Annotated in this window: 17 protein-coding genes; 7 read left to right on the top strand and 10 right to left on the bottom strand. The window is 34.1% G+C overall.

Translation table 11 applies throughout. From position 1 onward, the window contains the following. Positions 1–159 precede the first annotated feature (159 nt). Together Q0972_RS03055 and Q0972_RS03050 are read left to right on the top strand one after the other, a co-directional pair. Complete coding sequence (locus tag Q0972_RS03055; protein WP_299362412.1) at positions 160–744, top strand: sigma-70 family RNA polymerase sigma factor; 585 nt, start codon at positions 160–162, stop codon at positions 742–744. 58 nt (positions 745–802) lie between these two features. After that, positions 803–946, top strand: coding sequence for a hypothetical protein (locus Q0972_RS03050; protein WP_299362411.1), 144 nt, complete (start codon positions 803–805; stop codon positions 944–946). A 25-nt stretch (positions 947–971) separates the two neighbouring features. Here Q0972_RS03050 and Q0972_RS03045 read toward each other — a convergent pair whose 3' ends face one another. The 3 genes from Q0972_RS03045 to nth are packed head-to-tail and all read right to left on the bottom strand — an operon-like array spanning position 972 to position 2781. Beyond that, complete coding sequence (locus Q0972_RS03045; protein ID WP_299362410.1) at positions 972–1559, bottom strand: hypothetical protein; 588 nt, start codon at positions 1557–1559, stop codon at positions 972–974. Beyond that, on the bottom strand, positions 1528–2079 hold the full coding sequence (locus tag Q0972_RS03040; protein ID WP_299362408.1) for a hypothetical protein: 552 nt from the start codon (positions 2077–2079) through the stop codon (positions 1528–1530). The genes Q0972_RS03045 and Q0972_RS03040 overlap by 32 nt, the downstream gene beginning before the upstream one ends. A gap of 42 nt (positions 2080–2121) precedes the next feature. After that, positions 2122–2781, bottom strand: a complete 660-nt coding sequence (nth, locus tag Q0972_RS03035; RefSeq protein ID WP_299362406.1) for an endonuclease III — start codon at positions 2779–2781, stop codon at positions 2122–2124. A 34-nt stretch (positions 2782–2815) separates the two neighbouring features. Between nth and bcp the strand changes: the two genes are divergently transcribed. Next, positions 2816–3271: a thioredoxin-dependent thiol peroxidase gene (bcp, locus tag Q0972_RS03030; protein WP_299362403.1), complete on the top strand. Its 456-nt coding sequence runs from the start codon at positions 2816–2818 to the stop codon at positions 3269–3271. 215 nt (positions 3272–3486) lie between these two features. Here bcp and Q0972_RS03025 read toward each other — a convergent pair whose 3' ends face one another. Beyond that, entirely contained in the window at positions 3487–4668 is a 1182-nt protein-coding gene (locus Q0972_RS03025) for a transposase (RefSeq protein ID WP_299362503.1), read from the bottom strand. A 232-nt stretch (positions 4669–4900) separates the two neighbouring features. Further along, complete coding sequence (locus tag Q0972_RS03020; protein WP_299362400.1) at positions 4901–5380, bottom strand: hypothetical protein; 480 nt, start codon at positions 5378–5380, stop codon at positions 4901–4903. A gap of 367 nt (positions 5381–5747) precedes the next feature. Between Q0972_RS03020 and Q0972_RS03015 the strand changes: the two genes are divergently transcribed. Both Q0972_RS03015 and Q0972_RS03010 read left to right on the top strand, forming a co-directional pair. Further along, entirely contained in the window at positions 5748–6257 is a 510-nt protein-coding gene (locus tag Q0972_RS03015; RefSeq protein ID WP_299362397.1) for a hypothetical protein, read from the top strand. A 96-nt stretch (positions 6258–6353) separates the two neighbouring features. Beyond that, the gene (locus Q0972_RS03010) at positions 6354–6866 is read left to right on the top strand and encodes a hypothetical protein (protein ID WP_299362395.1); all 513 of its coding nucleotides are present in this window, start codon (positions 6354–6356) and stop codon (positions 6864–6866) included. Positions 6867–6949: 83 nt separating this feature from the next. Here Q0972_RS03010 and Q0972_RS03005 read toward each other — a convergent pair whose 3' ends face one another. After that, a complete protein-coding gene (locus Q0972_RS03005; RefSeq protein ID WP_299362394.1) occupies positions 6950–8401 on the bottom strand; it encodes a TonB-dependent receptor in 1452 nt (483 codons plus the stop codon). A gap of 90 nt (positions 8402–8491) precedes the next feature. On the opposite strand from Q0972_RS03005, the gene Q0972_RS03000 reads away from it, so the two are divergent. Beyond that, entirely contained in the window at positions 8492–9253 is a 762-nt protein-coding gene (locus Q0972_RS03000; RefSeq protein WP_299362392.1) for an MBL fold metallo-hydrolase, read from the top strand. Positions 9254–9262: 9 nt separating this feature from the next. Continuing rightward, the gene (locus Q0972_RS02995) at positions 9263–9769 is read left to right on the top strand and encodes a hydrolase (protein WP_299362390.1); all 507 of its coding nucleotides are present in this window, start codon (positions 9263–9265) and stop codon (positions 9767–9769) included. Here Q0972_RS02995 and Q0972_RS02990 read toward each other — a convergent pair. Genes Q0972_RS02990 through Q0972_RS02975 form a run of 4 tightly spaced genes read right to left on the bottom strand, consistent with a single transcriptional unit; the run spans position 9766 to position 13920 of the window. Then, positions 9766–10410, bottom strand: coding sequence for an alpha/beta fold hydrolase (locus Q0972_RS02990; RefSeq protein WP_299362388.1), 645 nt, complete (start codon positions 10408–10410; stop codon positions 9766–9768). The genes Q0972_RS02995 and Q0972_RS02990 overlap by 4 nt on opposite strands. 2 nt (positions 10411–10412) lie before the next feature. After that, entirely contained in the window at positions 10413–10745 is a 333-nt protein-coding gene (locus Q0972_RS02985) for a hypothetical protein (protein WP_299362385.1), read from the bottom strand. Further along, on the bottom strand, positions 10745–11998 hold the full coding sequence (locus tag Q0972_RS02980; protein ID WP_299362383.1) for a dihydroorotase family protein: 1254 nt from the start codon (positions 11996–11998) through the stop codon (positions 10745–10747). The genes Q0972_RS02985 and Q0972_RS02980 overlap by 1 nt, the downstream gene beginning before the upstream one ends. After that, positions 11995–13920 (bottom strand): BatA domain-containing protein, encoded by a 1926-nt coding sequence (locus tag Q0972_RS02975; RefSeq protein WP_299362380.1) that lies wholly within the window; start codon positions 13918–13920, stop codon positions 11995–11997. Before Q0972_RS02975 ends, Q0972_RS02980 begins: the two co-directional genes overlap by 4 nt. Between the last annotated feature and the right edge of the window lie 18 nt (positions 13921–13938).

Below are 13938 nucleotides of genomic sequence, written 5' to 3'. Positions count from 1 at the left end.
TAAAATGTTAAAATTTGTTGGTTTTTTTTGCTTTTTCGGAATGATTGTTGTTATATTTACCACATAATCATTTCAAAAACAACTGCGTATCGCATAATATTACTTTATAAAATTAACCCCTTGCTAAGAAGCGTGCTTCTTACTACTAAGAGTAATATTATGAAAAGAGAACTTATCCCAGACGCAGAGTTGGTCAGCAACTACATTAGAGGAGACGAAAGTGCACTATCAGTTTTGATAGAGCGGCACAAACAAAAAATCTATAGCTTTATATATTCTAAAGTTTATGATAGAGATATCACAGAAGATGTTTTTCAGGACACGTTTATTAAAGTAATTAGAACTTTAAAACGTGGAAAGTACAACGAAGAAGGTAAGTTTTTGCCTTGGGTAATGCGTATTGCTCACAATTTAGTTATAGATCACTTTAGAAAGAACAGTCGTATGCCTAAGTTTGATAATGCAGGTGAGTTTAGTATTTTTTCCGTACTAAGTGATTCAAGTCTCAATGCAGAAAAGAGCATGATTAAAAATCAAGTAGAATCTGATGTAAGACGTGTTATTGAAGAACTTCCTGAGGATCAAAAACAAGTACTTTTGATGCGAATGTACCAGGACATGAGTTTTAAGGAAATTTCGGAGCGTACAGGTGTTAGTATTAATACGGCATTAGGGAGAATGCGTTATGCATTGATTAATATGCGTAAGGTTATAGAACAAAATAACATTATTTTAACGAATTAATACAATAAAATGTTTTGAAGTACGTTATTGTCATACTAATCATCTATAACTTAAAAGTATGGCAAAAGTTTACTCTAACGCTACCCCAAAAAATGATAACCTAAAACCAAAAGATGAAACGGTACGTTTCCTTTTGAATTACTCTAAGGCTTTAAGTGTTATAAATTATAATAAATTGAAGTTTGAAGCACTTCTAAATTAAGTTGGAAAAGAATCCTGATTTTACATCAGGATTTTTTTGTGGGTAACGATTCTTCAGAATTTTGTGTATCCACATATTCTTGCTTCAGGTTTTTTAAATATTGAAGAACCACCGTATGTTTTGGGTGCGATTCTTTTAAACAGTCTTTAGAATCATTATCCATCACTGTTATAGCAATATACCAAGTGCCATAATCCCATACATACTCGTCTTCTAATTCAGTTACGCCATCTGCAACAGCGTCAATCATCATTGGAAATATATTCAGTGTAGTAGTTGATTTTTCGACTTCGAAGAAAGAAAGGTAATACAGCTCGTTTTCAATTCTGAAAGGTACTTCATAATCGACATCTAAATCATACAGCTCAAACTTTGTATTTATAAAGTTGTAAAATACATCTGCTTCTTTTGGGTCTACAAAAATGAAGGCATGTTGCTTAGGGAGTTCACGCTTAAATCTTTTGGCCTCTTTTAGCTTATAGCCCTCTTTTTGAAAATCTGGAGCCAAACTCAGGGGAATACATGAGGTAAAAGATATGACTATTGCTGTAATTACCCAATGTCTAATAATTGGTTGGCTATTAAGATTTCTCAACAAAAAGTAACTCTTCATAATTATGTGTTGTTAAATATTCATGCTTTAAATCTATCAAGTATTTAAGCACTAGAGGCTTTATAGGATGCTTATCTAACAGGCAATTATTTAACTCTTCATCATAGACCGTAATGACAAGGTACCAATGTCCTTTGCGACTTGTATAACCGTCCACAAAAAGGGCAGAATTCCCATTTTGTTCCCGCTTGGCATCGATAACTATTAATGGAAGATTTAGTGTTTCATCTGTACGTTCTACTTCGCTATACGATAAATAATAAGTTTCATTGTTAATTTGAAAAGGGGTGTTAACCCCAACATACTTATTTTCTAAATTGTATTTCTTATTAAGGTAATTGTAAAACTCGTAGGCGTCTTTAGGGTCCTTGAAAATAAATGACGTTTCATTTGGTAATTTGCGTTGAAACTTTTTTGCCTTCATCACCTTATAGTCCTCTTTTTTAAATTTAGGAGCAATTTTATAAGGAATACAAGAAGTTATTGACAATGCTAAAACTAATATTAGTACTTTTTTCATTGATTGATAGTTTCAACATAACCATCAATAATTATACCAATACTATTTCTTTTTCTTTTTGTAATAGTCGTCCAAAACAGATTTTCTACCAATAGTTTTTGTAATAATATCTTTGTCTAAATCCCAACCTCGTGCAGGTGAATATTCTCTGCCATACCAAATAATTTGAAGATGTAAGTCATTCCAGAGTTCTTCAGGGAATAATCGTTTAGCGTCTTTTTCAGTCTGTACTACATTTTTACCATTGCTTAAGTTCCATCGGTACATTAAGCGATGGATATGCGTATCTACGGGAAATGCCGGAATACCAAATGCTTGCGATAAAACAACTGCCGCGGTTTTATGCCCTACCGCAGGTAATGCTTCCAATTCTTCATAGGTTTTAGGAACTTGACCATTATGCTTATCGATTAAAATATGGGATAAGCCATAAATACCTTTGCTTTTCATCGGAGACAAACCAACAGGTTTGATGATCTCTCTAATTTCCTCAATACTTAATTTCACCATGTCGTAAGGGTTATTGGCTCGTTCAAATAATAATGGGGTAATTTGATTGACTCTAACATCTGTACTTTGGGCAGACATTAATACAGCAATTAATAAGGTGTACGGGTCTTTATGATCTAACGGAATTGGAATCTCTGGGTACAGCTCATTTAACGTATTTATAACAAAGTGTACCTTTTCTTGTTTTGTCATTCATCGTATTTTTACAAAAACAAATTTAAGCAATATGACGCATTTAAAAGTAGGTGATAAAGCACCAGATTTTTCAGCAAAAGATGAGCAGGGAAATACAATTTCATTATCAGATTATAAAGGAAAAAAATTAGTGGTTTTCTTTTATCCTAAGGCCAGTACACCAGGATGTACTGCTGAGGCTTGTAATTTAAATGATAATTATGAGCGTTTTCAGGCTCAGGGATATGAAATTCTAGGGGTTAGTGCCGATAGTGCAAAACGTCAATCGAATTTTAAGAACAAATATGGATTCCAATATCCTTTATTGGCTGATGAAGATAAATCCGTTATCGAAGCCTTTGGTGTTTGGGGACCAAAGAAGTTTATGGGTAAGGAATATGATGGCATCCATAGAACGACTTTCGTGATTGATGAAAATGGAACTCTAGAGGATGTCATTACCAAAGTAAAAACTAAGGATCACACAGCGCAAATCTTAGCGGAATAATATGAGCACAATAAAAAAGCGACTTCGTAGTCGCTTTTTTTAGTTTTTATGTTTGAGTGTAAAATACGCAGGTCTCAATAACTGAACCTAAATTTAAAAGTAATTCAACGGATTTCCATTACCATAAGGTTAATTTTTGATGAAATCTGACCCTAAACGGTTAAAAAATAGGCGGTTATTTGGCGACAAAGCGTACCTCTCCCATGGAGGACGTTTTATTCAAAAATTTTCTCGTAGTTTTTGTCGGTGAACAGTTTGAGTTTTCCATTTTTCCACAGGGAACTTATGGTTATGAAATGGAATATGAAGTTCTTAAGTCTAAACGTTCTTTTTACAAAGTCGACTTTCTTGCTGAATTTCTTGATGATATAATCGTATAGGATGCTCGCTATTGCGCTCACTATTAAAAACACAAGGTTCTCGTTCAGGAATGAAAACGGTATGCGCTTCCAGTTGAAATTGTTTTTCAGGTCGTCAAAATTGCGCTCTATTGCACCACGTTGGTTGTAGAATTGAAGTACTTCCATTGTGGACATCGTTTTGTTATTGGTAAGTATTGAGTAGTAATGATATTTACCGTCTACGAGTACACGCTTTACTACGGCTCTGTAAATTTTCGGGCTGTACGAGTGAACGGTAAATGGGATGTAGTTAGTCTCCCCCAAATCAAATTCAAACCCCTTGTGGTTTACATGCTCCCATTTTTTGATTCTTTCTACACATTCTCTCAATCTAGTAGAACTGTTCGCTCTGATGAAAAATTGGATTTTGTGCTTTTCCACCAACCTTATAACGTCATGTTGATATGCGGCGGAATCGCTACGAAAGTATTTTATCGGAACTTCTTTTTCCTGCAATAGTTGAAGGCATCTCTTTAAAGTGTCCTTCATTTTGTATACCGCTGGGCTGTTTCCGTTTCTCGCTTCGATATACACTGGGGTCTTTCCGATAAATGCCACTCCGGGTTGATAACCTTTGGTCTTTTTGTAAGTCCAGCAGGAATCGAATTTTTCGTTTTCTATGATTACGTTGTCATAGTCAAGAACATTGCCGTTTATGGTCTTTAATCGCTTCGCAACGTCTATCATAAGTCCATTTAATGGTCTATGTATGCTAAATTCATGCTCCGCACCAGTATTGGTGCTTATGGTGGTTATCGGTGATGCTAGTGAGCGGAAAATGCCCGAAATTCTGTCTGGTGAGGGATTCGCCAAATCTGGTATGCTGTCTAAATGCGATTTTAGGAAAACCGTATCTTCCAAACGTTCCGCACCGCATAGGTTTGAATAGATCCAGTACAACATGATGTCGCTGTAGGAATACTTTGCCTGCTTAACCCTTTTTCCCAGTGTCTTGTTGATGAGATTTGCAATTCTCTTGTTCCGTACCTCGTTGATTACGAAATTGATACCACCGAGAGGATTGACTTTCGTATTCGATTTGCTAATTTTAGATCCTTATTAAAAGCATTTGTTTTGAAATTTAGTTTTTGTATCTTTACAATAGTTAAAATATAGTGGAGTGTGGGGGATTCGAACCCCAAAATGCAAATAGGAACTCGCATTGATAACCAAAATATCACACACCCATTTAAACAAGGACTGTATTACGAGTACAGTCCTTTGTTTTTTAAAAATAATATGCTTCAAGTAATTCTCCATTTATAAACCATTCTGGCAGCCCATAATGTAAGCTACTTAAATTTTCACTTGAATATTTAATGATTTCGTTTTTTTGAATCATTCTCTCCAATGTTAACCTCACTATTGGAGTTACAGTAACCCCAGTGTTTTTGTCAATCTTTTTAATCAAACTTACTATTGCCGAAACGGGCAATAACCTATCCTCATTTTCAAGTACCCACACGATTTTCTCTTTCCATGAGAAGTCTCCATCGAAGTAGAACTCTTTTTTATATAATACGTCCATGGATTTTTTAATAGTTCTTAAATTCGTCAAGAGTTCATCCCTTTTAGAATCCAAATCATCTATCTCTTTACCAATGCTCTTGTATTTTTTTAACAATGCCAAAAAAGGTTCCCTGACTTCTGATGGAATTTCTCGTCTGCTATATTCTTCAAGTCTAATACCTTTTTTAACTTTCTTCATGTGTTAAATTTTAACAAAACAAATATGTTATGCATATAATAACACAAATGTATTCATTTTTCATAACATTTTCAAATTAATATGGTAAAATATTACCCTTTATTTCGTATATTTGTATTATAAAATGACAAAATAAATGACCTAATATTCATTTGATTACATAATAGCGTTTGCTTGTAGAGTCTCTAAAAACGACCAAATTTTATAATGCACTACAACAAGTAAGTAAACTATGCCAGGAAAGGCGTGGGTGTTACTTATTAGTGCATTGGTGCTTGGTCGTACCATAGAGGCTGTAGGTAATGTTCCACGCTATTTTATTTATTAATGTCGTTGAGGAGCACAACGGCTGTAAATAAAATTAAAAATGAAAAACCTATTGCTGGCCTTTCTGTTTATTCCCTTTATGACTGTTGCCCAAGAGAAACCCAAGCCCGATAACTACGATGGTGGTTCCGAACTAAGAAAGGCGATACTAAAAGATACCGTCGCGCAAAAACAGGATTCTGCCAAGACTACCATAATAACCATTGAAAGTATTTATGTGAGTATCCCCGAAACACCAGAAGAAAAAATGTATCGATTGACCAATGGCCATCACAAGGCCAGTTACGTTAGACGGATAATGAAAAGCGATGCCTATAAGCGCCTTGTCGTCCAGAACAAAAAGACCGAAGCTGAGCGAATGAAACGTTGGAGGGAAATAATTCGAAAAGATTCCATTGCAAGAGCTAAACAGAGAGAGTTCGACAGTCTCCAAAATGTAAAGATTAGAAATCTGCAAAAAAATTCAGTTAGGGATGCGAATGACAATTATAAAAAGTATAAAGACAGTCTAAGGGAACATTATCTCAAAAAACGTAAAAGGGGCTGGTAATCAATAATAAACACCATTGAAATATTACTTGGTTATCTGAAATAACTTCTATAATTTGGAATCTTAGTCCGACAAATTTTAAAATAGAACTAAAAAATGGATAATAAGGCTTTTGAATTATTGAGGAAATTAATTGAGTCAAACGAAGAAGAATTTTCGGAAGAAAGTGGTTTGAACTTTGACATCAGAGAGGATTTCGATTATTACAGACAAAGTCTTGCCGCATTAAAAAGAAATGACTTAATAGTTTATGTAGGGAAGTTCAAGTTTACGGTAACTAAAGAAGGTTATAAAGTAGCTAAATATAAAAATTGGTCAAGTTATATAGATGAGAAGCAAAAGAAGGAATTAAGGACAGATAAAAAAGAATATTACGATTATTTATTCTCTAAGTATAGGTATAAGACATTTTGGATATTGTTTGTTTTGGCAATTTTTGGAGGTGTTTATAGTGCTTATGATTTTATAGAACGCTTAACAACTAAAGGGGATTCCGAAATTGAACAAAAATCTTTACCCGAAAACAAGTCAGAGCCATCCGAACAAGAAAAATTAATCATAGATTCAAAAAAACAAGCTGATTCAGTAAAATTACCTGTTGGTAATTAAGACTTCGAAAAATATTGATTGCGTTTGAATTTAAAATGCCCTATAATTACAATTAAATACACCTGCGTATTTTACATTGAGTGTTATTTATGAACTACTTCTTCAGACTCACAACCAAACAGGCTCTTTTCCTTTATGAGTTTGGCCACACCTTCTGGAAGCATTTCTTCCCATCCGTCTTCTCCATTTGCAATCATTTTTAAGACCGTTCTCGAGAATACAGATAGGTTAGAGGAATCGTAATCTGTGATATCAACGACTTTACCATTGTATTTAAAAAATTTATAAAGCTCTTTCATACGAGGATGCACCTTTAGATTCTCACTATTAGTAATATCTCCATGCTCATTTTGCATCGGGTAAAGATAAACGCGTAGATCTTTGTAAAAGAGTTTTCCAAAAGCTTCAAGAATACCTCCACTTAAATGGCGGTAGTATTTTTCATCAAAGATATCCACCAAATTATTTACACCAAGGGTAAGTCCCATTCGGCTTCTGGTGTATTGAGAAAAATATTCAACAAGTTTATAATATTCCTGAAAATTAGAAATCAAGACGGTTTGCCCCAAAGAACAAAGCAATTTTGCACGGTCCATAAAGTCTTGCTCATCTATTTCTCCTTCGGCACGAAGGTTAGATAACGTAATTTCAAAAATTACCTGTGTCTTTTCTTTGTCTACCTTATTCTCCTTAATGAACATTTCATAAGACTTCTCATACATGTCCATATTTACTTTAGTAACAGGTCTAAAGCTACCTCTAAGAGCCAAAATATTCTTCTTGTAAAGGACTCGGGCTGGTAAAACGTTGTTGCCGTCTGGTGCAAACATCACGGCATCTGTCATTCCGTTTTTTACCAACTGTAAACTCATTAAACGGTTATCTATGTCTTTAAACACAGGACCAGAAAAGTTAATAGTATCGATTTCTATCTGATCTTTATCCAAATGATCGTATAGGTAACGTAATAATTTTCTAGGTTGATTGTATTTGTAAAAAGCACCATAAATTAAGTTGGTCCCTAATTTACCTAAAGTTTCTTGCTGTAATCTGGCGTCATTTTCCTTAAAACGAATATGCAGAATAATGTCGTTGTAGTCTTGGTCTGGTGCCACCTGATATTTTATACCGACCCAACCATGACCCTTAAATTTCTTTGCAAAATCTATGGTAGCGACAGTATTGGCATAGGAGAAGAAAAGTTTATTAGGATGATTCTCTCTTATAATACGCTTTTCAATAAGACCAACCTCGTGGTTGAGCATTTTTCTCAATCTAGCTTCGGTAACATAACGCCTATCATCTTCAATGCCATATATAGCATCACTGAAGTCTTTGTCGTAAGCAGACATAGTTTTTGCTATGGTTCCAGAAGCTCCTCCAGCTCTAAAGAACTGGCGCACAGTTTCTTGTCCTGCACCAATTTCTGCAAATGTACCGTAGATGTCTTTGTTGAGGTTAATACGTAGGGCCTTATCTTTTAGCGAAGGAATATTTTCAAATTCGGAGTCCCCTTTATACGTTATTTCTTCCATGGTTGTTGGGATTTCATCAGTGTTACAAAGGTATTAATTTAGCTTAGCAAACAAAAAAATAAGCTTATTTTTGTTACAAACTTAACACCTTTGAAAATAACGTTTTTGGGGACTGGAACATCGCAAGGAATACCAATTATAGGTAGCACGCATCCCGTTTGTCTTAGCGATAATCCAAAGGATAAGCGATTACGTGTTTCAGTTCTTGTGGAATGGGATGACTATTGTTATGTCGTTGATTGTGGTCCAGATTTTAGGCAACAAATGCTAAATGCTAAGGTTACAAAAATTGATGGTGTGGTGTTTACCCATGAACATGCGGACCATACTATGGGATTGGATGATATTAGACCATTTTTCTTTCGTCAGGGTGATATAGATTTATACGCACACCAGCGTGTATTTGAAGCATTGGAAAAGCGTTTCGATTATATTTTTACTACAAAAGCCAAATATCCAGGTGTTCCGAGTGTAACTAAACATAAAATAGAAAATAAACCATTTACATTGGGAAACCTCGATGTTATTCCAATTGATGGTTTACATTACAAACTTCAGGTATTTGGTTTTCGATTTAAGGATTTTGCCTATCTAACAGACATGAAAACAGTTCCTTCTGCCGAAGTAAAAAAGCTTCAAAATCTTGAGGTATTAGTTGTGAATGCCTTACGCGAAGAACCACATATATCACACTTTAACCTTGAGGAAGCTCTGGATTTTATCAATGAAGTGCAACCTAAACGAGCCTATTTAACACATATAAGTCACCATTTAGGATTTCATGATGATGTGCAACAAAAGTTACCGGAAAACGTTTTTCTGGCATACGATAATTTACAAATTACTATTTAAGATTTAGATATGAAGAGCAGAGTTTTTATGTACCTATTTATCTTTTCGACCCTACTGATTATTTTTCAATATGTCAATTCTAAAAATATTATTGACAAATATGAAAAGGATATTAGAGCATTTAAGACTAAGATTGAGACCCAAGAAAAAACCATTACTGATTTAGAGGATCAAAATTTTGAGCTTAACTATTTTAACATAGACCGCAATGACAATGCTCTAGATTATTTTATTGTTCAAGGTTATGATGCCGATGAATTGATAAAAGCTATAACAGAAGGATTGTACAATATGAATGATTATGAAGGCGAAGACCATCCTATTGTTCCTTTTGTATCTATGACAGATTCTAAACTTCTCATAAATAAAATTAGAATTGTAAATCATAGGTGGATACTGGCCAATTTTACGGATGGTGAACATTGGGGTGAGATTTTTGTAACCTATGAAATTGATGAAAATAACGATCTAAAGTATAAGTTGGTAGAGTACTTTATGTATCCTAAGTTGGGTTAGACGTATTGTTTCAGCCAAGCGGTAAAATCATAAAAGTTCTGTGGAGCAACGCCATGCCCAACAGGGTATTCTTTATAGATATAGTTTATACTTAAATTCTCTAAAAAACTTGGTGTTTTTTTGGCCCAATCCACAGGAATTACTTGGTCTACAGTGCCATGGGAACAGAAGAAATTTAAGTGCAGTACATCTTCATCATCAATACGATCTGGAAGGATTTCTTCATTAATGTAGCCACTTAACGCTACTACATTTTTCACTTTTTTAGGATAATTTAACGCTACTGCAATGCTTAGAATAGTCCCTTGACTAAAGCCTAAAAGTGTTACATTATCAGCATTTACGGGATATGTATGGCAAGCATAATCTATAAATCCTGAAATTAAGTCCACTGAGGTTCTGGCTTGGTCATTATCACTCCACTTTCCTTTTTCGGCATCAAAATTTATGGCGTACCAAGCATTGCCAAAAGGGAACATTGTATGGGGCGCTCTCAGAGAAATAATGAATAATTCTGATGGTAATTCTGAAGCAAATGAAAACAAGTCATTTTCGTCACTGCCATAACCATGGCACATAATAAGTAACGGTGCATTTTCTTTTAGAGAAGAAGGCCTTTTAATATAGTGTAAGTCAGTCATTCTTACTGCCCAATGTTTTTAAATAAATTCTGAAAAAATTCACCAAGCAAAGGAATTTTATTCATCTTTCCAGTGATAGCTCCAAAAATCCCGTAGAAGTATAATACCGAAAAAAATATCCAAAAAGCCATGCTAATATTCATACTATTAAAACTGCTGACAACAAAAGCAATCATTATGTAAAGCAATCCTAAACCAAGTGACTGTCTTACATGGAAAGATGTAAAAGGATTTTTCCTTTCTTGGTTCATAAAAAAAGCAATCAAAGTTCCAAATAAGGTTAAGTATGTTACTATGCCTAAAGTTTTGCCTTCTTCAATAGTATTTTGATCCATTATTTTAAAACAATTTTGTTATTGGCAATTACTCCGTAAGCCTTACCTTTTAATTCCATACCCAAGAATGCAGAATTTTTGGATCTCGAAGTAATGTTAGATTTACTAAACTGATATTTTGTATCAGGATTAAACAAGCTTAAATCGGCAATTTCTCCAATATTTATAGATGATTCTGCAACACCGAATCTTGATTTTCCTTGCTTCAAAAGTTGAATAGCTTTTTTTGTTGTGAATATGGTTTGTAATACACCAAATGCTGATTCTAAACCTATGGTACCGTATTTGGCATAATCAAATTCTACTTTTTTATCTTCAATATCTATTGGATTGTGATCGGTAGTCACCATATCTATGGTGCCATCTTTCAAACCTTCTACAAGGGCGTCGCAATCGTTTTGTGTACGTAAGGGTGGTAAAACCTTATATCTGGTGTCAAAACCGTTTAAGCTATCATCTGTAAGTGCCAAATTATGTATGGCTACACTGCAAGTAACATCTAATTTTTTGGCTTTTGCCGCTTTAATCAAAGCTACTGATTTTGCTGTGGATATGGTTGGTATGTGTAGTTTTCCCTGAGTGTATTCTAGCAAAAACAAATCTCTCGAAACTTGAAGCTCTTCCGCTAGGGCAGGATTACCTTTTAGTCCTAATTTGGTACTGTTTATATGTTCGTTAGCCACACCTAAACCAGAAATCTTTGATTCTTGTGGAAATGAGCACACTAAACCTTCAAAATTGCTTGCGTATTGTAAAGCAATTTTCATTAGGTTGGGATTAGAAATAGGTTTTTGATAGTCGTAAAACGCAACGGCTCCGGCATTTTTCATATCAAAAAGCTCGGCTAGATCTTCACCATGACTAGATTTTGTTAAAGCACCAATTGGATAGAGACTAGTTGCTTTGTTAAGTGCTTTGGACTTTACAAACGTAATATCAGCAAAACTGTCTACAGCTGGGTTTGTATTTGGATTTAAGGCAACAGCAGTAAATCCGGATTGCGAAGCTGTTTCTAATCCATTGTCAATAGTTTCACGTTCTTCATAACCAGGCTCTCCAAAAGATACACTACTATCAAACCAACCTTGTGATACATGAAGGTTATCAAGTTTTACTTCTCTATAATCATTAGGATTTGAAATGCGTTTGGAAATCTTAGAGATACGACCTTTTTCAATTAAAATATCAACCGTTTCGTTGTGAAAATCACTCTTAGAATCAACGATAGTGGCAGATTTTATAAGTACGTTCATTTAAGATATTTTAGTAGAAGTATTTCTATGATTAAAAATACTAGGGCAAAAATAACAAACCATTTCCATAGTGCATTAATAGTTGTGCTACTTTTTATGTCATCGATGGTTGATGCAAGGCTATGATCAAAAGTTGTATTACTCATGGTCCTCAAATCATGATAAATGAGATTGCTTTCTCGTCTATTATAATTAAAGCTTAAATTTTGCAAGATTTCCGTTTTGTTTTTTACATTAAGAATACCTGCCGCATTTGGATAATCTTCCGTTTCCAAAACTACAGATTTACTATACGTTTTTTGAAGTGGAATAACAGAAGTCTTACCAGAGCTTAATGTTAATATATCATCTTGTCCTAAAATCGCACTAATAGCTATGGAATTTGGTTGCCCAATGGAATAATAGAGTTGTGGTAATTCTAAACTTTGCTTTCCAATATTATAAAGTACAGGCACAATTAGAGGAGAATTTTTGAAATTTGAATTATCATCGTTTAAGGCTGCTGAAAATATATAAGATTTATCGTTTCCTTTTAAGAAAGCCGTACCATCCTCAAAGGATAAAATGGCATCGCCATTATAAGAAAATTTGAACGTTGTACCGACTTTGGGATATTGAAAATTTGTAACTTTAGAATAGAAGGCATTTTGTAATAAAGGATGATCGTAATTGATAGTTGTTATGCGTTTTTCATTAGGGTTAGCATATCCTAATGTAGATAAATTTATATTCTTAAATAGCTGATTATAAGATATTAATTTGCTATTTTCTGAAGGAATAATCAAAATATTTCCACCATCTTGACTAAAATCCCATAATGCGATTCTCAAAGCTTCTGAAATGGTCTCAAGCTCGTTTAGGATGATTAAATTTTGATCTGGAATTAAATTAAAATTAAGTGCATTAATCGTATAACTCTGGTAACCAAATTCGTCATCCGTGTAGATACGTTTTAAGAAATTATCCTCAGCCAATTCATTGATAGCTAAAACCTTAATTTTTGGTTTAGAGTTAATATTAAAATAGAAGGTATTATCATATTGTAATCCTGCATCTTCAATAACCAATTTACCATTAATGATAATATCATTAGAAATTGTAAAGCGCGTTTCGGCTTCACCATCAATATCTACCGCACTTTTTGCTAATAATTCATTGTCGTTAAACAATGAGATGGTGACATTTTCTAGGGACTCTCCTTGGTTAGAAAGCTTCACGTTTAGGTCTAATGCTTCTGCCGAAGCATCAGAGACATAAATACTATCGATACTCACATTGGTGCGTATAGTTGATTTGGGCTGCACCAATTTTAAATTTACAGTACTATCAACCTCAAAAGAAAGCGGACTATTTTTTTGTTGAAAATCAGATACTAAAACCAAATTCTTTTTCGAATCAAGGTCATTGGAAAACAGTTGTTTTCCCTTTAAATATAGAGCGTTATAATTGAGTTGAGTTGACGAGTGCTCTAATTGAATTAAATCATTTTTAAGGGCCTTTATAGTGGTATTTCTAAAGGTCTGATTATTGGTAAATAGACTAATGGATTCGTCTTCCGATAGTGTATTTATAATATCTTGGATAGCTTCGTTTAGCAAAGTTCCATTACTACCCTTTGCTTGCATACTGTAAGAGTTGTCTAAGTAAATAACGGTTTCTTGAGACTCATTAAAATCTTCAGTATTTGGAATAAATGGTTGTGCAAAAGCTATTATGGCACAGGTCAAAAGCAACAGACGCGATAATAAGGTCAACCATTTTTTCAATTGGGAACTTTTACGCGTTTGTAATTTTACGGCTTTTAAAAATTTAACATTGGTGAACTGTACTTTCTGAAAACGACGTAATTGAAATAAATGAATAAGAATAGGAATGATCAGTAAAAATAAAGCGTAAAGTAATTCGGGATGTTTAAACTGCATTCCTGTTGTCTAGGATTA

The sequence above is a fragment of the Winogradskyella sp. genome (assembly GCF_028282165.1).
Lineage (GTDB): Bacteria > Bacteroidota > Bacteroidia > Flavobacteriales > Flavobacteriaceae > Winogradskyella.
Note: the sequence above shows the minus strand (reverse complement) of the source record. Positions and strands in the feature narration are given on the sequence as shown.